Source organism: Pseudomonas sp. S2_F07, from assembly GCF_054668325.1.
This window is the reverse complement of record NZ_CP162758.1, coordinates 1,997,969-2,017,500: the sequence shown is the minus strand read 5'-3', so window position 1 is coordinate 2,017,500 and position 19,532 is coordinate 1,997,969. Positions and strand designations below refer to the sequence as shown.

At 59.3% G+C, this 19,532-nt stretch carries 15 protein-coding genes, 2 rRNA genes and 1 pseudogene (1 of these 18 cut by a window edge); 7 read left to right on the top strand and 11 right to left on the bottom strand.

Annotated features, from left to right (window positions below; translation table 11 throughout):
* The 3 genes from AB4O40_RS08895 to mrdA form a co-directional block, all read left to right on the top strand.
* Positions 1-491 (top strand): 23S ribosomal RNA (locus AB4O40_RS08895); it begins 2,401 nt to the left of the window's first position.
* A 157-nt stretch (positions 492-648) separates the two neighbouring features.
* A 5S ribosomal RNA gene (rrf, locus tag AB4O40_RS08890) occupies positions 649-764 on the top strand.
* Positions 765-965: 201 nt separating this feature from the next.
* Complete coding sequence (mrdA, locus tag AB4O40_RS08885; RefSeq protein WP_460054917.1) at positions 966-2,858, top strand: penicillin-binding protein 2; 1,893 nt, start codon at positions 966-968, stop codon at positions 2,856-2,858.
* Positions 2,859-2,871: 13 nt separating this feature from the next.
* Here the strand turns inward: mrdA and AB4O40_RS08880 are convergent, their stop codons facing one another.
* Positions 2,872-3,831: a LysR family transcriptional regulator gene (locus tag AB4O40_RS08880; protein WP_056725183.1), complete on the bottom strand. Its 960-nt coding sequence runs from the start codon at positions 3,829-3,831 to the stop codon at positions 2,872-2,874.
* Between the two features lie 155 nt (positions 3,832-3,986).
* Here AB4O40_RS08880 and AB4O40_RS08875 point away from each other — a divergent pair, with 155 nt between their 5' ends.
* Genes AB4O40_RS08875 through AB4O40_RS08865 form a run of 3 tightly spaced genes read left to right on the top strand, consistent with a single transcriptional unit; the run spans position 3,987 to position 6,978 of the window.
* A complete protein-coding gene (locus AB4O40_RS08875) occupies positions 3,987-5,288 on the top strand; it encodes an MFS transporter (RefSeq protein WP_223542539.1) in 1,302 nt (433 codons plus the stop codon).
* Entirely contained in the window at positions 5,285-6,040 is a 756-nt protein-coding gene (locus AB4O40_RS08870; protein ID WP_056725186.1) for a class II aldolase/adducin family protein, read from the top strand. Before AB4O40_RS08875 ends, AB4O40_RS08870 begins: the two co-directional genes overlap by 4 nt.
* Entirely contained in the window at positions 6,037-6,978 is a 942-nt protein-coding gene (locus tag AB4O40_RS08865) for a 2-hydroxyacid dehydrogenase (RefSeq protein WP_177336474.1), read from the top strand. The genes AB4O40_RS08870 and AB4O40_RS08865 overlap by 4 nt, the downstream gene beginning before the upstream one ends.
* Before the next feature lie 561 nt (positions 6,979-7,539).
* Here the strand turns inward: AB4O40_RS08865 and AB4O40_RS08860 are convergent.
* Positions 7,540-7,886 (bottom strand): annotated as a pseudogene (locus AB4O40_RS08860) (aldo/keto reductase); the annotation flags it as partial.
* 37 nt (positions 7,887-7,923) lie between these two features.
* Between AB4O40_RS08860 and AB4O40_RS08855 the strand changes: the two are divergent.
* Positions 7,924-9,111 (top strand): ISL3 family transposase, encoded by a 1,188-nt coding sequence (locus AB4O40_RS08855; RefSeq protein WP_460058143.1) that lies wholly within the window; start codon positions 7,924-7,926, stop codon positions 9,109-9,111.
* A gap of 34 nt (positions 9,112-9,145) precedes the next feature.
* On the opposite strand, the gene AB4O40_RS08850 is transcribed toward AB4O40_RS08855, so the two are convergent.
* The 9 genes from AB4O40_RS08850 to AB4O40_RS08810 all read right to left on the bottom strand — a co-directional run bounded on the left by AB4O40_RS08850 (position 9,146) and on the right by AB4O40_RS08810 (position 19,191).
* Positions 9,146-10,063, bottom strand: coding sequence for a LysR family transcriptional regulator (locus AB4O40_RS08850; RefSeq protein WP_056722740.1), 918 nt, complete (start codon positions 10,061-10,063; stop codon positions 9,146-9,148).
* Positions 10,064-10,202: 139 nt separating this feature from the next.
* The gene (locus tag AB4O40_RS08845) at positions 10,203-11,333 is read right to left on the bottom strand and encodes a glycosyltransferase family 4 protein (RefSeq protein WP_414917552.1); all 1,131 of its coding nucleotides are present in this window, start codon (positions 11,331-11,333) and stop codon (positions 10,203-10,205) included.
* Positions 11,334-12,464 carry a glycosyltransferase family 4 protein gene (locus tag AB4O40_RS08840; protein WP_056722736.1) on the bottom strand — a complete coding sequence of 377 codons (1,131 nt, stop codon included), beginning with the start codon at positions 12,462-12,464 and terminating at the stop codon, positions 11,334-11,336. It lies immediately after the preceding gene.
* A complete protein-coding gene (locus AB4O40_RS08835) occupies positions 12,448-13,815 on the bottom strand; it encodes a glycosyltransferase family 4 protein (RefSeq protein WP_460054923.1) in 1,368 nt (455 codons plus the stop codon). Before AB4O40_RS08835 ends, AB4O40_RS08840 begins: the two co-directional genes overlap by 17 nt.
* Positions 13,812-15,065, bottom strand: a complete 1,254-nt coding sequence (locus tag AB4O40_RS08830; protein WP_056722732.1) for an ABC transporter ATP-binding protein — start codon at positions 15,063-15,065, stop codon at positions 13,812-13,814. Before AB4O40_RS08830 ends, AB4O40_RS08835 begins: the two co-directional genes overlap by 4 nt.
* Positions 15,065-15,862: an ABC transporter permease gene (locus AB4O40_RS08825; RefSeq protein WP_056722729.1), complete on the bottom strand. Its 798-nt coding sequence runs from the start codon at positions 15,860-15,862 to the stop codon at positions 15,065-15,067. The genes AB4O40_RS08830 and AB4O40_RS08825 overlap by 1 nt, the downstream gene beginning before the upstream one ends.
* Positions 15,863-17,305, bottom strand: a complete 1,443-nt coding sequence (locus AB4O40_RS08820; protein WP_460160147.1) for a mannose-1-phosphate guanylyltransferase/mannose-6-phosphate isomerase — start codon at positions 17,303-17,305, stop codon at positions 15,863-15,865.
* 3 nt (positions 17,306-17,308) lie between these two features.
* On the bottom strand, positions 17,309-18,280 hold the full coding sequence (gene gmd / locus AB4O40_RS08815) for a GDP-mannose 4,6-dehydratase (RefSeq protein ID WP_056722724.1): 972 nt from the start codon (positions 18,278-18,280) through the stop codon (positions 17,309-17,311).
* Positions 18,277-19,191 (bottom strand): GDP-mannose 4,6-dehydratase, encoded by a 915-nt coding sequence (locus tag AB4O40_RS08810; RefSeq protein WP_460058145.1) that lies wholly within the window; start codon positions 19,189-19,191, stop codon positions 18,277-18,279. The genes gmd and AB4O40_RS08810 overlap by 4 nt, the downstream gene beginning before the upstream one ends.
* Positions 19,192-19,532 lie beyond the last annotated feature (341 nt).

The following is a 19,532-nucleotide window of genomic DNA, read 5'->3' as shown; positions in this document are numbered from 1 at the left end:
GGCCATCGCTCAACGGATAAAAGGTACTCCGGGGATAACAGGCTGATACCGCCCAAGAGTTCATATCGACGGCGGTGTTTGGCACCTCGATGTCGGCTCATCACATCCTGGGGCTGAAGCCGGTCCCAAGGGTATGGCTGTTCGCCATTTAAAGTGGTACGCGAGCTGGGTTTAGAACGTCGTGAGACAGTTCGGTCCCTATCTGCCGTGGACGTTTGAGATTTGAGAGGGGCTGCTCCTAGTACGAGAGGACCGGAGTGGACGAACCTCTGGTGTTCCGGTTGTCACGCCAGTGGCATTGCCGGGTAGCTATGTTCGGAAAAGATAACCGCTGAAAGCATCTAAGCGGGAAACTTGCCTCAAGATGAGATCTCACTGGGACCTTGAGTCCCCTGAAGGGCCGTCGAAGACTACGACGTTGATAGGTTGGGTGTGTAAGCGCTGTGAGGCGTTGAGCTAACCAATACTAATTGCCCGTGAGGCTTGACCATATAACACCCAAGCAATTTGACTACTCGAAAGAGCATCAGATTGCGGTGTGTGAAGACGAAACGAACCGAAAGTTCGAGATACTCACAAAACACCAAACTATCGCATACCCAATTTGCTGAAGCGAGGCCAGCCGGCCACGACTCAGTACCCGAATTTCTTGACGACCATAGAGCGTTGGAACCACCTGATCCCATCCCGAACTCAGCAGTGAAACGATGCATCGCCGATGGTAGTGTGGGGTTTCCCCATGTGAGAGTAGGTCATCGTCAAGATTAAATTCCGAAACCCCAATTGCGAAAGCAGTTGGGGTTTTGTTTTTGCGCTCGAAAAAGGGCCGAACCAGCCGAGGTCAATTGTGAAAAAAATCACACAAACCAGGTTCCACGCTTTTGGTATGGTGCAGCTCATTTTTAAGGGACTGAGTTTGCGCCCCGCCCACGGATCGGCATTCTTTTCAAAGAGTTGCTGCACAAGTGCCTGAACCGATACCCATCAAGGACCACGAGAAAGAGACACGGCTGGTCAACAAGAGACTCATGGCCTGCGCCTTGTTCGTTGCCGCCATTACCTGTGCTCTGGTGGTACGCCTGTATGTCCTGCAAGTAGTCGAGTTCGACTATCACTCGACCATCTCCGAAAACAATCGCGTACATGTCCTGCCGATTACACCGCCTCGCGGGTTGATCTACGATCGCAACGGCGTACTCCTCGCGGATAACCGTCCCAGCTACAACCTGACCATCACCCGCGAACGTGCTATCGATGTAAACGAAGAGCTGGACGAGGTAGTCAATCTCCTGCACTTGCCCGCTGAAGATCGCTCACAGTTTGACAAGGCGATGAAGCAGGCACGTCACCCCTTCGTACCCGTGACCTTGTTCTATGAGCTGAGCGAAGAACAGATTGCCGTACTCGCAGTGAACGAGTTCCGCCTGCCGGGCCTCGATGTCGAGCCGCAGTTCGTTCGGCACTATCCATTGGGCGAGCACTTCGCTCATTCGGTCGGCTACGTCGGACGTATCAACGAGAAAGAGTCAAAGGCGCTGGATACGGTCGAGTACCGAGGCACCCAATCCATCGGCAAGACCGGGATCGAAAAATTCTACGAGTCACAGTTGCACGGCCATGTCGGTTACGAGGAAGTCGAAACCAATGCCCAGGGCCGCGTGCTGCGAGTGCTCAAGCACACTGACCCGGTGCCCGGCGAAGACATTGTCCTGAGCCTTGACGTCAAGCTTCAGGAAGCCGCCGAGCACGCCTTGGGGGATCGCCGTGGTTCGGTGGTCGCGCTGGATCCGTCGACCGGTGAAGTGCTGGCCATGGTCAGCAACCCGAGTTTCGATCCAAACCTGTTCGTCACCGGTATCAGCTCCAAAGAGTACTCCGCGCTACGGGACTCCATCGACCGACCGCTGTTCAACCGTGTGTTGCGGGGTCTCTATGCGCCGGGTTCGACCATCAAGCCGGAAGTGGCAATCGCCGGCCTCGATACCGGTGTCGTCACGCCACAGACCCGTGTGTTCGACCCCGGTTATTACCAACTGCCGGATTTTGATCACAAGTACCGCAACTGGAACCACAGCGGCGACGGCTGGGTGGATATGGATGCGGCGATCATGCGCTCCAACGACACCTACTTCTATGACCTGGCACACAAGCTGGGTATCGATCGCCTGCACGACTACATGGCCATGTTCGGGCTGGGTGAGAAAGTCTCCCTGGACATGAATGAAGAATCCCCCGGCCTGATGCCATCCCAAGCCTGGAAGCGCGCCACCCGTCGTCAGGCCTGGTTCCCGGGAGAGACGGTGATTCTCGGTATCGGCCAGGGCTACATGCAGGTCACGCCGCTGCAGTTGGCCCAGGCTACGGCGCTGATTGCCAACAAAGGCGTATGGAATCGCCCGCACCTGGCCAAAACCGTGGACGGTGTCGCGCCGGTGGATGAGCATCCGATGCCGAACATTCTGCTCAAGGATCCTCGCGATTGGGAGCAGGTAAACCACGGCATGCAGATGGTGATGCACGACGCCCGCGGGATTGCCCGGGCGGCAGCGGCGGGCGCGCAGTACCGTATTGCCGGCAAGAGCGGTACCGCACAAATGGTAGCGATCAAGCAGGGCGAACGTTACAACCGGGAGAAAACCCGCGAGCGTAACCGCGACAATGCCTTGTTCGTCGGTTTCGCTCCGGCCGAGCACCCGAAGATCGTGATTTCGGTGATGATCGAAAACGGCGAAGCCGGCGGTCGCGTCGCCGGACCGGTCGTGCGAGAGATCATGGACGCCTGGCTACTCGATCAGGATGGCCACCTCAAGCCGCAGTATGCCGCGCCGAGCAAGGCATCGGGCGATCCTCACGTCTGAACCCCTTATGGCTTCACAGCACAGGCTCACGGATGCTGAGCATGTGCTGGAAGCTTTCGAGGAACACCGTTTCGGCCTGGCTCATCTTCTGTTCGCGATTCCACAACAGCTGGATATCGAAATCCACCACCCCTTCTTCCGGCGGCAAGCGCCAGAGCAGACCTTGCTCGACGTCCCGGCGCACCAGATGGGTGGGCAAGGCGCCGATGCCGTAACCTGCGCAGATCAGGCGGTAAATTTCTTCGAAACTGGTGGAAGAGGCGACGATCTTGCCGGTGAAGCCTTGCTGGTCGCGGAATAGCGTCAGGGGCGAAAGATTGCCGCCCAATTGATCGCTGGTGAAGCTGACAAAGTTTTCCGCGGCCAGTTGTTCCAGGGCCAGGTTCTCTTGTCCGAACAACCGATGACGCTGGCCACAAAAGTAAGCATAGGTCTCTCGAAACAGTACCCGTTGCTCCAGCCGCGGCTGCGGCAGGCGGCACAGGCCGACGCCGATGGTTGCGGTCTTTTGCAGCAGCGAACTGATGATGTTCGAACTGCCCATCACCTCGACTTCCAACTCGATTTTCGGATGGGTTTCATGGAAATCCGCAAGGAAGTCATCGTAATGCCGCGCCTGCACGCCGCTGACGGTGAGGATGCGGATCTTGCCCACCACGTCATCGTGGCGACTCTCCACCACTGTCCCCAGGCGTGAAATATCCCCGTAAATATCCGCCGCAATGCGCAGGACTTCTTCCCCGGTTTCCGTCAGGTCAAAGCGTCGTCCGCTACGGGCAATCAACACGCATTCCAGTTGTTCTTCCAGTCGTTTCAGCGCCTGGCTGACCGCCGACTGGGTGATGTGCAGTCGCGCGGCGGCGCGGCTCATGCTGCCTTCCTGGCCGATGACCAGATAGGTGCGCAGCAGGTTCCAGTCGAGGCGGTCATTGAGAAAGCGCCGGCCGACCCACGGGTTGGAAGTGGAGGGCATAAAACCTCATGTAGTAGCAGTGCTAATAGTAAAGATAAGAATTTGAAAATTGACTAATCCTGACATGGAAGCGATAAAGCCCACAAGCGCCACAGAGCGCAACCGTCATCAGCCTTAACACCTGCCCAAAAACTATAAGTACACAGGGTCCTTGCATGCACACTACTCCCCAACCGCGCCGAGCCGCGGCCGCTGCCTTCATTGGCACGACCATCGAGTTCTACGACTTCTACATCTACGCCACCGCGGCGGCGCTGGTCCTCGGGCAAGTGTTCTTCCCCAGCAGCGACCCGGTCATGAGTACCCTCGCTGCATTCGGCAGTTTTGCTGTCGGCTTCATTGCCCGGCCCATGGCCGGGATGGTGTTTGGTCATCTGGGTGATCGTCTCGGGCGCAAGAAAATGCTGTTGGTGACCATGGCCCTGATGGGCATCGCCACCGCGGGTATTGGCCTGTTGCCGAGCTATGCCAGCGCCGGCATCTGGGCGCCCGTCGGCCTGATCGTGCTACGTGTCATTCAGGGCATTTCGGTCGGTGGCGAGTGGGGTGGGGCGGTGTTGATGGCCAGCGAACACGCTCCGGCCAAGCGCAAGACGTTCTACGCGTCGTTCGCCCAGCTCGGCAGTCCCGCCGGATTGTTGCTGGCGCTGATCGCTTTCCGTCTGGTGACGTCCCTTGAGCCTGAGGAGTTCCTCGCCTGGGGTTGGCGCCTGCCGTTCCTCGCCAGCGGCGTGTTGATGATGGTCGGCCTATTGATCCGCTCCGGCGTTCACGAGTCGCCGGAATTCGCCAGGGCCAGGGACAACAACGAGACCGCCAAATACCCGGTGATGGACGTGATCCGCACCTGCTGGCGGCAGATCCTGTTCGCCGCCGCGGCCGTGACCATTGGCTCGGCCGGGTTCTTCTTCACCAACACCTTCATGATTACCTACGTCACCCAATACCAGGGCATCGCCCGTTCGACGATTCTCGATTGCCTGTTTCTGGTAACCGTCATCCAGTTGCTCTCGCAACCGCTCTCGGCGTTGATCGCCGAGCGTATTGGCGAAGATCGCTTTCTCAAATGGGTCGCGCTGCTGTGCATGGTTACGCCATACCCGATGTTCCTGCTGGTAGGCACGCAGAACATTGTGTTCATGACTGCCGGCATTGCCCTCGCGGTGGTGATTCTCTCGGCGCTGTACGCGGTGATCGCCGGCTACATGACCCAGGCCTTCCCGGTGCACCTGCGCTACTCGGGCATTTCCATCGCCTACCAATTGGCTTGCGCCGTGGCCGGTGGCACCACGCCGCTGATCGGCACCCTGCTGGCCAGCAAGTTTTCCGGACAATGGTTGCCGCTGGCGGTGTTCTTCACCTTGCTCTCGGCCCTGTCCCTGATCGGTGTTTGCGGTCTGGCCCGCCTGCGCGCCAACCCGGTCGTCACCCACGCTGCCAAAGAGGTGTATTCGTGAGTAAACCTGCACACATCGACCCGGTTGAATGGCAAGCCCGTTGCGAACTGGCTGCGCTGTATCGACTGGTCGCGCACTTTCGCATGACCGACTTGATCGACACCCACATCACCCTGCGGATACCTGGGCCGGAGCACCACTTCCTGATCAACCGTTACGGGGTGATCTTCGACCGCATGCGCGCCTCTGATCTGGTGCGCATCGATCAGGACGGACGGGTGGTCGACCCGGAGTACGCCGGCCATCGGGTCAACGCCGCCGGCTTCGTCATTCACTCGGCGATCCACATGGCGCGCCCGGACCTGAACTGTGTGATCCACACCCACACGGCAGCGGGCATGGCGGTCGCGGCGCAGAAACAGGGCTTGCTGCCGATCAGTCAGCATGCGCTGAAGTTCTACGGCAAGCTGGCCTATCACACCTACGAGGGCATCGCGCTGTCGCTGGATGAGCGCGAGCGCTTGATCGCCGACCTCGGTCCGCACCGGGCAATGATCCTGCGCAACCACGGTTTGTTGGTGGGTGGCTCGGGCGTGGCCCAGGCCTTCCAGGAAATCCACTTCCTGGAGCGGGCCTGTCAGGCCCAGGTGCAGGCGCTGGCCGGTGGTTCCGCCTTGCATTACCCGTCGCCGCAAGTGTGCGCGCACACCGCCGAACAGTTTGACCGTGATGAGCAGGACAACATCATCGACCTGGCCTGGGAGGCCGCCCTGACGTTGATCGAATCCCAGCGCGAGTCTTATTTGTCATGAACGCCGTCATCAATACCGTGGTTCTGCTGTCCCGCGACACCTTGCTGCTCAAGCAATTGCAGACAGCGTTTGCCCGCAGTGCGCCGCAGCTCACCGCCGTGCTGGCCGATGATCCACGGGCCGCCGATGCGCAGATGGCGGCGTGCTGGTTTCCCTTGCCGGGCAGTCTCGGCGCATTGCCGAACCTGCAGGTGATCCACTCGGTGGCTGCCGGTATCGATCACCTCGATCACGATCCGTCATGCCCGGACCTGCCGATTTGCCGCGTGGTTGATCCGGGCCATCGCCAAGGCATGACCGAGTACGTGCGCTGGGCGGTGATCCACTATCACCGCGGTTTCGACCAGGTGTTGGCGCAACAGCGGGAGCAACGCTGGGAGCGGCCGCTGCAACGGGCGGCGGGGCAGTTCAAGGTCGGTGTGATGGGGCTCGGATCGCTGGGCAGCGCGATTGCTCTGGACCTGGTCGCAGCCGGTTACGACGTGCGCGGCTGGGCACGGCGCAGCAAGGATTTGCCGGGTGTGCGCACGTTCGCCGGGGCTGATGCGTTGCATCCGTTTCTCGATGGCGTCGAGTTGCTGATCAACCTGCTCCCGCTGACCAGCGAAACCCGCGGCATCCTTGGGCGAGCCACTTTCGAACAACTCGCCAACGGCGCGGCACTGGTCAACAGTGGGCGCGGCGGTCATTTGAACATCGACGATCTCGAACAGGCACTGGCGAGCGGGCAATTGCGTGGCGCCTTGCTGGATGTCTTCGAACAGGAACCGCTGCCGATCGATCACCGGCTCTGGACAATGCCCGGTGTCACCATCACCCCGCACATGGCCTCGGCGGCATCCCATGACTGTATTGCCGAGCAAGTAGCGGAGAACTTTCGTCGATTGAAGTCCGGCAAACCGTTACTGAACTGTGCCGACCGATTGTTGGGTTACTGAACCCAGCGTTATCCAACCAATAAAAATGGTTCTTCACGCAATTCCGGGGAACACCGATACCTGTAGGAGACGGCTTGCTGGCGATGGCGGCCTCCTGGCTGGAGTATTTTATTGGTGGTGTACATATCCATTTCTGCGGTAACGGCCTCCTATGGTTCCGCTTTTACAGCGGGTTACTTGGAAAAGCGCCAAGTAACCAAACGCTTTTGCCCCTTACGTTCGGTGCCTCGCCTAGGCTCGGCATCCCCTTGCTCCGGTCCTGCTCCGTGGGCCCGCCGCGATCGGCCATCCATGGCCGTACGCGGCTAACCCGGCATCCATGCCGGGTTGCCCACTGCGCAGAACCTGCGCTCGGCCTCTCGAGGGGGCGTGCACCGCAACAGCACCGCGAGGCGAGCTAACGCTCGACCTCGTTGTATGGTGGTGTACGCGTTCCCCTGTAGGAGCTGCCGAAGGCTGCGATCTTTTGATCTTGCTTTTGCGATCGGGAAATGGTCTGCCGGCCAAGGCCTGACGCGGTGTTGCCCGGCCCGCCCGGTTCATCGAACGGGCCGGCAACCCTTAGCGGTCGAGCAGTTTCATGACTTCTTCCGGAAACGCAGGCCTGCGGTGGCATTGGCCGCAAAGATCGCTTCCAGCGCGTGCAGTTCTTCGCCACTCAGCGTCACCTCCAGTGCGGCCACGTTTTCTTCCAGGTATTTACGTTGCTTGGTGCCCGGAATCGGAATCAGGCAGTCACCCTGGGCCAACACCCACACCAGCGCCAGTTGGCCCGCCGTCACGCCTTTTTCTGCCGCCAGCGCTTGTACCTGTTGCACCAGCAGCAGGTTTTTCGCGAAGTTTTCGCCCTGGAAGCGCGGGCTGAAACGACGATAATCGTCGGCCGCGAAATCATCCGGGCTTTTTATTGGTTCTTTGTCCCGTCCTGAATAAGGTTTACACCTTCTGATCTATTTTCAGGAGGGCTTTTCTGTTGTCACCATCAAGCCTGATGGCGATACCCTACAAATCGATCTAACCCCTCACGCCACCCGGTTCCCATCCTGTGGCGGGTGCCAAAAGCCCTGTTCAACCACTCATGAGTATTGCGAGCGAACCGTTCGTGATTTGCCCATCCTCGGCCATGCGGTGCGTCTCAGCGTGTTGCTCAGACGTGTTGGCTGCCGTGATTGCGGCAAACGCATGGAAGCCGTCAGTTGGCTGGATCGCTATGCCCGCATGACGCGCCGCCTGTCTGAGGCCGTCATTCAAGCCTGCGAGCGGCTGCCCACGCTGCACGTGGCTCAGATGTTTGGGCTGCATTGGGACACCGTGCGGCTGCTGGAGCGTCGAGCCTTGCAAGCGGCGTTGAGTATTTTGCCGAAGGCGCAGCCCCGGCGCCTGGTGATGGACGAATTCGCGCTGTTCAAAGGTCATCGTTACGCCAGCGTGGTGCTGGATGCGGATACCCGGCGCGTGCTGTGGATCGGCGAAGGCCGCAGCCGAGCGGCGGTCAGGCCATTCTTCGAAGAGCTGGGGCCAGAGGGCTGCGCTCGCATCGAAGCAGTGGCGATGGACATGAACACCGCATTTGACCTGGAGGTTCGCCAGCATTGTCCAAACGCGCGAGTGATCTACGACCTCTTTCATGTGGTGGCCAAATATGGCCGAGAGGTGATTGATCGAGTCCGCGTCGACGAAGCTAATCGGCTACGCCACGACAAGCCTGCGCGCAAGGTCATCAAGCAAGCGCGATGGCTACTGCTACGCAATCCGCAGAACCTGAAAACGCCGGAGCAAACGGTCCGTTTGGAGGATCTGCTAGCGGCCAACCAAGCGTTGATGACGGTCTACTTAATGAAGGCTGAACTCAAAACGCTTTGGACGCCGAGCACCGCCTGGGGCTGGCGATCAGCCTGGAAGCAATGGCTGAGCCATGCTCAAGAAAGTGGAGTACCGGCTCTGATCCAGTTCGCAAAGCGACTAAAGGGTTACTGGCGGGGCATCGTCAGCCGGGTTCGCTGGCCAATGCACACGGGCCAGCTGGAAGGCATGAACAATCGAATAAAGGTCATTAAGCGGATGGCGTACGGTTACCGGGACAGCGAATTCTTTTTCATGAAGATCAAGAGCGTCTTTCCCGGTAATCCGTGAAGAACCATAAAAATCCCCGGCTCGCTCGCTGCGTTTAGTCCGTCAGCCGTTGTTGCAGGCTTTCGAGAAAGATCGTCTCGGCCCGGCTCATGCGCTGCTCACGGTTCCACAGCAAATGAATGTCCACATCGGCAATCCCTTCGTGGGGCGGCAGGCGCCAGAGCAATCCGGCGTCGACGTCCGCCGCCACCACGTGTTCGGGTAAGCAACCGATACCGAAGCCGGCGATCACCAGTCGCCGGACTTCTTCCAGGCTCGGTGACGACGCGACGATACGGCCGCTGAAACCCTGCTGATCGCGAAAAATCGTCAGCGGCGAGAGCATGCCGCCGATCTGGTCGCTGGTGAAGCTGACGAAGTTTTCCCGCTGCAAATCCCCTTCGGCGACGTCCTGTTGGCCGAACAATGCATGATGCTTGCCGCAGAAAAACGCATAGCGCTGACGCAGGAACAAACGCTGCTCCAGGCGCGGTTGCGGGCGCCGATTGAGGCTCAGGCCAAGGGTCGCGGTTTTTTCCTGGAGGGCGCTGACGATGTCGGAACTGCGCATCACATCGACTTCCAGATCCACTCGCGGGTGCTGTCGATGAAAGTCCGCAAGGAAGTCGTCGAAGCGCTCGGAGAAGATCCGGCTGATGATCAGCAACCGCACTTTGCCGATCACTTCATCGGCCGGTTGTTCCAGCACGCTGCTGACCTGGGACATTTGCCCGTAGATTTCCCCGGCCAGGGCGAAGATCTGCTCGCCGACTTCGGTCAGGGCAAAGCGTGGCCCGCGACGGGCAATCAGTTGGCGGCCCAGTTGTTCTTCCAGGCGCTTGAGTGCCTGGCTCACTGCCGGTTGCGTCAGGTGCAGGCGGGCGGCGGCGCGGCTGATGCTCTGCTCCTGGCCAATCACCCGAAAGGTGCGCAGCAGGTTCCAGTCCAGGCGGTCATTGAGCAGGCGTTGCATAGGCGCTCAGCAGAAAGTCAGGGGCCAATAGGGAGAGTCGACGGCTTGCACACATTCTGCGCAAGCCGTGGAGAATCTGCAGTCGCGGGATCGTAACACTGTTGGAGCGCAGCTGAGGCAATTCGGATCTGCAAAAAACTCATGCGTAGGCGAGGGCTTTTTCTTCCAGCAGTTCCTCATACAAGGCCGTCCATTTGCGGCCCATTTCATCCGCCGTGAACAGATTTTGATAACGGGCCTGGGCCTTCTCGCCCATTTGCGCCGCCAGCACCGGTTTTTCCCAAAGCGTGCGCATCGCCTCGCGAAATGCCGGTGGATTGCTCGGTGGCACCACCAGTCCGGTCTCGTTATGAATGTTGATGTAACTGGTGCCAGTGCCAATTTCACTGGAGATCATCGGTTTACCATACATCGCGCCTTCCAGCAGCGAAATGCCAAAGGCTTCGGAGCGCAGGTGCGATGGAAACACGATGGCATAGCTCAGTTGCAGCAGCGCTACTTTGTCCTCGTCCCCCAGACGCCCGAGGAAGTGAACATTGCGCAAACCCAAGGCGGCCGCCTGGGCATGCAGCTCTACTTCCAGTGGGCCGGCACCGACAATCACAGTCGGGTAATCCAGGTCCTTCAGGGCGTCGAGCAGGATGTGCAAACCTTTGTAGTAGCGCATCACACCCACAAACAGAAAGAACTTATCGCCTAGCTTTTGCCGCCAGTGAGCCATTCGATCACTGTCCGGCTGAGGATAACCTGTCTTGTTCAACCCATAGGGGATCACTCGGGTCTTGTGTTGAAACTGTTGCAACACATCACTGGTGTGCAGGTAATTGGGCGATGCAGCGACGATCCGGTCGGCGCTGTGCAGAAAGCGATTCATCAGCGGCCGGTAAAGTTTGAGCAGGTGTTTCTGGCGGATGATGTCCGAGTGGTACGTCACCACGCTGGGTTTGTTCAGGCCACTGGCGAAATGCACCAGGTCCATGAATGGCCATGGAAAGTGGTAATTGACTACGTCGGCCTCGGCTGCCAGCTCGCGAAACTGTTTGAAGACGCTCCAGGAAAACCCTGTGGAGGCGAACTGAATGTCGAGCCTGGCTCGATGGACTTCATGCTGGGAGATCTGCATCACCGGCGGTGTCGGGTCGGCACTGAGCGTCAGCACCTTGCCTTCAACGCCGTGCAGGGCACCGCTTTCGCACAACTGGAAAATCACTTGTTCGATCCCGCCGACCGAGTCAGGCAGGTACGTCTTGAAAAAATGAAGAACTCGCATTCAACCTCCCATTGCCTGGCGGTAAGCGCTGGCCGTGACTTGCGCACAGCGTTCCCAGGTAAAAAGCCTTGCCTGTACCAACCCGGCTTCTCGGCATGCCTGCCAATGCGCTAGATCCTCGATCAGACGACTCATTGCATCGCGCAAGCCGTCGGTTTCATCCGGTTCAACATAGTTACCCGCAGAGCCTGCCACTTCGGGCATGGCTGAGCGACTGGTCAGAATGACCGGCGTGCCGCAGGCCATGGCCTCCAGCACCGGCAGGCCAAAACCTTCGTAAAGCGACGGAAAAATCAATGCCCGGGCACCGGCCAACAGCTGCGCAACGTGCTCGTCAGGCAGATAGCCGAGCAAACAGACATGACCGCAGGCCAGGGCCTGATGCAACTCTTCGCTGAACTGCTCGCGCTGCCAGCCGGCCATGCCGACGATCAGCAATGGAAAACGCTGACGGACTGATTCCGGCAATCGCGCGTGGGCGCGCAGGGCGAGGGACAGGTTCTTGCGCGGTTCCAGGGTACCGACACAGAGGAAGTATTCCCGCGCTTCGACGCCATGGGTCTTGAGTACGGCGTCGATAGCCTCGGGGAATCGCGGGTGAAAACGCGCGGCTACACCCAGCGGTGCGACGACAAATCGCTCGGCCGGTAATCCGAAATGCGCCTGGGCTTCGTCAGCAATGAACTGCGAGTCGGTAAGAATCAGGCTTGCCTGTCGCACGCCATCGGTCACGCGCCGTTCGATTTCTCGCAAGCGCGCCGGTGGCTGCGTTTCGGGATAGTGCAGGTGAGTCAGGTCATGCAGGGTGATGACGGTCGGGCCGTCGAACGACAGCGGCCACAAACTCGGTTCGTGATAGAGATCGATGGCTTGCGCGCGGCCTTGATCGAAGCGTTTCTGCTCCAGCCACCGTCGGGCCTGATAGGCGCCCGGGATCTGTCGCAGCAATGGTGTCAGCCGGGAATAGCCGGGCATGGCTGCCTCAGGCAGCACAGAGCTCCAGCCCCAGCCATGAAACAGCGCCAGTTCAACATCCGGTTCACTCGCCAAGGCGTTCGCCAGTTCGGCGACGTAATGGCCGATGCCGGTACGTGGCGCCTGGAGTATCCGCGCGTTAAGGGCAATTCGCATGTTGCCTCTCTTGCATGAGCGGCACGTCGACAAGATTGCGCAGGGTGCGTTCAGCCAATTGCGCACTGGCTTCACGCCAGCCGATCCAGCGCCAGTCCACGACGTCGCGAGTGGCCGGGAATTGACCGCTGTTCTCGAAACCAATGACCAGATCAGCCAGGCTTTTTGGCTCGGCCAGATCGAAGTACGCCATGAACTCGCCGCCTATTTCACGAAAGACCGCAATGTCGCTACCCATGGCCGGCAGTCCACGCTGCATGGCTTCTACCAGCGGCAGGCCGAAGCCTTCCACAAAAGACGGAAACACCAGTGAGCTGGCATGGTGGTAGGCATGCTCGAGGCTGGTGTCGCTCAGGTCATTGAACATGAACAGTCGTTGGTTCAGTTGGGGGTGATTGCGTATCCGGGCCAGCAGCGCATCGCATTTCCAGCCGATTCGCCCGGCAATGCACAGGCGGGCATTGGAGCCTGCCGCCCAGGCCCGTTCGAAGGCGTCCAGCAGGTAGTCGTGGTTCTTGCGCGGTTCGATGGTACTGACCATCAAAAATACCGGTTCCGGCGTCGCGAACAGCCGCGCAAGACGCGGTTCCACGGCTTCGCTGACTTCGCTCAAATCAAGTTCGGAGCCCAGGTGGAAATAGTCGAACCACAATGCATTGGCCTTGGCCGAGCCCAGGCGGCGCTGAACCTCATCACGCACCTGGTCACGCACCGTGGCGGAAATGGCCACGTAGCCATCGGCGGTTTGAGTGATCCAGTCGAACCACTCGTTGAACACCTGCACCAGCCGTGTGTCGTAGAACTGTGGGTGAGTCAGGGGAATCAAATCGTAGATCACTGAAACAATGCCCACGCCTTCACGCTTGAGCTGTTCGGCAAACGGGAAAAAGTCGGTGTGCCAGGACGAATCCAGCAACACCAGTTGATCTCCCGGTTGGTGCTGCAGCGGCGTGCAACGTTTGGGCAGTTGATACTGGTTGATGCCCTCGATCACACGCAGTGGAAGGCCGAAACAGGTAACCGCTGTCACCCGGTAGGCCACGTGCAGCAGGCGCTTGATCACTCGCGAGTTGCTTCGGTTGTGCAGGCGCTGATGCAGTTGCCAGAAGCGGTGAGCCAAGCGCCCAAGTCGTCCGCCAAAGGTCATCAAGGCATCGAAAATCGGAATGTTCAGCGCGCCGAGTTTCAGTACCCGATAGAGTTTGCCTTTAAGCAATACAACCGGGATGCATTCAACGCCGTCCACAGACTCCGGTAGCTGATTGACGACGTTGCGCACCACTCGCTGAATGCCCGAATTGACCTTGGGGTGCTGGAATACGTGCGTGCACTCCACCAAAAGACGCGTCATGGCGTGATCTCCGGAGTGACCGGCGCGCTCGAGCGCGAGACAGTGGTCTTCGCGGCCAGCCACGAGCAGCCGACAAAATCTTCGTGCCGGTTGTTGATCACATGGAACACCAACCCGTAATCGCGCCACTCGAAGTTGCGGTCCAGGTGCGAGTCCAGGCGTGACAAGCTCAACGCCACGGAATAGTTACCCTTGCCCAACCCCATGACGAAAGCAAAGCGATAAGTCACGCGCTCGCCAGCCTGCAGATCGGTCAGCGCCTGATCCTGGCGATGGGTGTTGATGCCGTACATGGCCTGGCCCAGGCGATCCTTGATCATGAAGCCCAGTACCAGCCGTTCGATGTCCTGGCGAACCTCGACATTCACCTCCAGCACGACCGGCTGGCCGACTTCGGCGGCGTCGATGGAGCGTTCATTTTTGTCGAGCAAGCGTACGGTCAGAATCCTGGCTTCACCCGTTCCCGAAATGGTACTGAACTGGCCGCCGGCGAGAGCTTCCTGGCGCACGGTCTGTCCCTCACGCTCGGCGAGCAGGGCGTTGTAGTAATCCATGACGGTTTCGGGCTTGTCGTGCATGGCCATATGGCCGTTTTCCAGGAGAATCGCCGAGTCGCAGATCGACTGAATCGCCCCACGGTCATGGGAGACGATCAGCAGCGTGGTACCGGCTTTGCGAAAGCTGCGGATGCGGTCGAAACTTTTGTGCTGAAAGTAGGCGTCGCCCACCGACAGTGCTTCGTCGACGATCAATATGTCCGGGCGCCGCGCGGTGGCCACGCTGAACGCCAGACGCATTTGCATACCGCTGGAATAGGTGCGTACCGGGTGGTCGATGGCGTCGCCTATTTCCGCGAAACGTTCGATTTCCGGCATCAACGCTTCTATCTCTTCGACCTGCATGCCCAGCAGTTGCCCGGCCATGACCGCATTCTGCCGACCGGTAAAGTCCGCATGAAAACCCATGCCCAATTCCAGCAGGGCGGCGACGCTGCCTTCGAGCTCAATGGTTCCGCAGGTGGGTTGGGTGGTGCCGGTGATCATCTTCAACAAGGTGCTTTTGCCGGCACCGTTGATCCCGACGATACCCACCGATTCTCCGGGGGCAATCTGGAAGGTCACGTCCTGTAGCACCCAGTGCTGACGATGGCGGATCGGCGAGAACGGGACCAGCCATTCAACCAGTCGACTCCAGCGTGTAGGGTATTGTTTATAGGCCTTGCCCAGGCCGGTGACGCGTATGTGTCCCATCAGAGTTCATCCACCATTTCACCGACTCTCTGCCGAAACAGCCGCAGCCCGATGAAGAAGAGCAATACGCTGGCGACCATGATCGGCAGCAGCGAACTCCAGACAGGCCATTGGCCGTACAGGAAGATGTTCTGGTAGCTGGTGATCAGGTTGGTCAGGGGATTGAGTTGCAGCAAGCGCTGGACCCAATCGGGCAGGATGCTCATCGGATAAACGATTGGCGTCAGCCAGAACCAGAATTGCAGACAGATGGCGAAAAATTGCCCGACATCGCGAAAAAACACATTCAATACGCCAAGAATAATCCCCAGCCCGGCACAGAACATCACCTGTAATACCAATAGAGGAATGAGCGCCAACAGCACAAGGCCCGGTAGTCGACCGGTGATCAACAGAAAGCCGAGGAACAGGCTGATGATGATTGCGAAGTTGATACCGGCATTCAACAGCACGATCACGGGCAAGCAGATCCGTGGGAAGCTGATTTTTTTCAGCAGATTGGCGTTATCCAGAAACATGTTCTGGCTGCGCACCGTGATTTCTGCAAACAGTCCCCAGGTCAACAACCCGGCGCAGAGATAGATGCTGTAGGCCATGCCGTCATCTACCCCTGGCAAACGGGCACGCATGATGTGGGAAAAAATCACGGTGTAGACAATGATCATCGACAGCGGATTGAGCACGGTCCACAGGGCACCGAACAACGAATTGCGATAACGCGCCTGAAACTCTCGCTGGACGCTACCGAGGATGAACCCCCGATAGCTGCTCAGCGTGCGGTAAAGGGAAAGCAGCATTCAAACCGTCCTGCCGTATTGATCTTCGAAGCGGACGATGTCGTCCTCTCCCAGGTATTCGCCGCTTTGCACTTCGATGATCACAAGGTCGATCACGCCGGGATTCTCCAGGCGATGCTTGTGACCGGCGGCAATGAAGGTCGATTCGTTCTTGGCCACCAGATGAGTGCCGGTGCCATTGTTGGTGACCTTGGCCATGCCTTCGACCACCACCCAGTGTTCATTGCGATGGTGGTGCATCTGCAACGACAACTTGGCACCGGGCTTGACCACGATGCGTTTGATCTTGAAGCGCGGGCCTTCCTCCAGGACGGTGTAGGTGCCCCAAGGCCGGCTGACCGTACGGTGCAGGCGATAGGCTTCGTGCTCTTTGTCCTTGAGTTGCCCGGCCACCCGGCGCACATCCTGGGCGCGGTCGGCGTGGGCCACCAGCACGGCGTCGGCGGTGTCGACGATAATCAGGTTATCCACGCCCACGGTCGCGACCAGACGGTTGTCGCTCTGGACGAAGTTGTTGTGGCTGTCGATGAAAACCGACTCGCCGACGGTGCGGTTGTTTTGTGCATCCGCCGGTACCAGTGCGGCCACCGCACCCCAGGAGCCGATGTCGCTCCAGTCGAAACGGGCGGGCACGACGACCACCTTGTCGGAGCGCTCCATCAACGCATAGTCGATGGAAATGTCCATGATTTCGCCGAACAGGGCCGGCGACAGTTCCTGCTGCAGGCTCCCCGCGTTTTCCACTGCGGCGCTGGCGGCCATGCAGGTCTGCGCCTGCTCCAGCAAATCGGGAGCATGGATTTGCAGTTCGGCCAGTACGCTGGCAACCGAGAAGCAGAACATCCCGGAGTTCCACAGGAAATTGCCGCTTTCCAGGTAATGAGTCGCGGTTTGCAGGTCCGGTTTTTCGACGAAACGCCGCACGCCGGCAGCGCCTTTGTCGTCCAGCGGTGTGCCGGCTTCAATGTAGCCAAAACCGGTTTCCGGAGCGGTCGGCACCACACCGAAGGTCACCAGGTGACCGCTCCCGGCCAATGTCATGGCATGCTCGACCGCCTCCTTGAGCGCATCGACATTGACGATCAGATGGTCGGCGGGCATGACCAGCATGATCGCCTCGTCGCCATGCAGGGCCTGGAGGGAGAGGGCGGCGGCAGCGATGGCCGGCGCCGTGTTGCGCCCCGTCGGCTCCAGCAGGAAGTGCCCGCGATGACGGCCCAGGTGCGCGTCCCGAAAGTGATCCTTGCTCTGGAAGTAGTATTCGCGGTTGGTCACCGTGACGATATCGCCCCAGCCGTCGAGCAGGTCCGCGGCACGCCGATAGGTCTTGCCCAGAAGCGATTGGCCGTCAGGCAAGGCCATGAACGGTTTGGGATGGCCTTCACGCGACACCGGCCACAACCTTGTCCCGGCACCGCCGGAGAGAATCACGGGAATCAGCATGGCCTACTCCTTGGCGACGCGTTTCATGTCCGCATCCATCATCATGCGGATCAAGGTATCCAGGTCGGTTTTTGGTTTCCAGCCCAGCACACGCTGGGCCTTGGCCGGGTTGCCGAGCAGCACTTCGACTTCGGCCGGGCGGAAGAACGCCGGGTCGATCTTCACGAAGTCGCGGTAGTTCAGGCCTACGTGATCGAAGGCGATCCGGCACATCTCGCGCACCGTGGTGGTCACGCCGGTGGCCACCACGAAGTCGTCGGGTTTGTCCTGTTGCAGCATCAGCCACATGGCTTCGACGTAGTCCCCGGCAAAGCCCCAATCGCGCTTGGCGTCGATGTTGCCCAGGCGCAGTTCCTGCTGCTTGCCCTGCTTGATGCGGGCGGCGGCGTCGGTGACTTTGCGCGTCACGAACTCGATGCCGCGCAGCGGAGACTCATGGTTGAACAGAATGCCGCTGCTGGCATGCAGGTTGAAACTTTCGCGGTAGTTCACGGTGATCCAGTGGCCGTACAACTTGGCCACGCCATAAGGGCTGCGTGGATAGAACGGCGTGTTCTCGTCCTGCTGCTCGGCCTGGATCAGACCGAACATTTCGCTGGTGGACGCCTGGTAGAAACGCGTGTGCGGGCTGAACTGACGAATCGCTTCGAGCAAGTGGGTAACACCCAGGCCGTCGACGATGCCGGTGGTCACCGGTTGATCCCAGGAGGCAGCGACAAAGCTTTGCGCGGCGAGGTTGTAGACCTCGTCCGGCGCCGACTTGATCACCGCGCGCTGCACAGAACAGGCATCGGCCATGTCGCCATCCAGGTAGACGATGTCCGCCTCGACCCCCATCTCGCGCAAGCGCCAGCGCGAGTCGCTGCTGCGGCGCGCGACCAGGCCGTGGACCTTGTAACCCTTGTCGAGCAGCAGCTTGGCCAGATACGCGCCATCCTGGCCGGTGATGCCTGTGATCAATGCACTTTTAGTCATACTTGTCGTACTCGCGTCTCCCAGTCGGACAGGATCGCCCGCAGGGATTGTTGTGTTGTGATTTCAGATTTCCATCCAGTGGTTTCGACCAGCCTGGCAGGGCTGCCGCACACGCGGCGCTGATCCGCGCGGCGAAGTCGCGCAGGGTCCTGGACCAGTTGCAGGTCGACTTGGGCAAGATCTGCCAGCTGTTCGATCAGGCGGCGAATGCTCTGCTCGCGCCCCGAGCAAATGTTGTAGACCTGCCCCGGCGTACCTTTTTCCAGCAAGGCCAGGTAAGCCGAGACCACGTCCCCGACATCAAGGAAATCGCGCGTGACGTCGATGTCCCCGACCTCCAGTTGGGGCCCTTGCAGGCCTTGCTTGATCCGGCAGATCTGACGTGCGGCGCTGGCAATGACGAAGCTGTCTTTCTGCCCTGTGCCGATGTGGTTGAACGGGCGGGCGACCAGTACGGGCCAGTCTTCGCTCAGGCCCCACTGCAAACTCAGGAACTCTGCCGACAGTTTGCTCACGGCATAGGGATTGCGCGGGCAGGGTGGTTGCAATTCAGTGATGGGCAGATGCTCTTCAGCGACCTGGCCATAGACATCGCCGGAGCTGACGTACAGAAACGTGCCGTTGAAGCCGCGCGCCTTGAGAGCTTGCAGCAGGTTCAGGGTGCCCAGCAGATTGATGTTCAGCGTGCGCGCCGGATCACGAAAGGCCTGCGGGACGAACGTCTGGCCGGCCAGGTGGATCACCGCATCGGGCATTTCCGGCCACAAGCCTTCAAGGCTGTCCGGCGCAGAGAGATCGTAGCGGCAAGGAACAGGCAGCAGCTTCCATTCCGAATTCTCAGCCTGCAAACGCGATTGGATGTGTTGTCCTACAAATCCAGTCAGACCCGTGACAAATAGACGTTTTCTCAACAGCGACCCCCGGGTCATACATTTCATCCATTTCCTAAAGGCTTAATGGAAGGGTCTCACGAACCAACAGGATTACTCATGAAGACGGACGAAATGTTTTGTTGTAGTTGTTTGGTATCCAATCTGTGCCATTTGCTCGGCAATTTCAACAAGTCCAATAGTGACTGGCCAGTTCTCGTCAGCGTAGCCTGATTTATTCTCGTCGGGCGGTTCACGAATCCTCAACGGATGTGGTTAGAATGCCCCTCGTCACGATTATCCGGGGTTCGGCAGCGTCGCTTCGAAACTGCGAGAAACTGACCACTAAAACAAGAACGAAGACGGGCAGCAAGACGATGGGC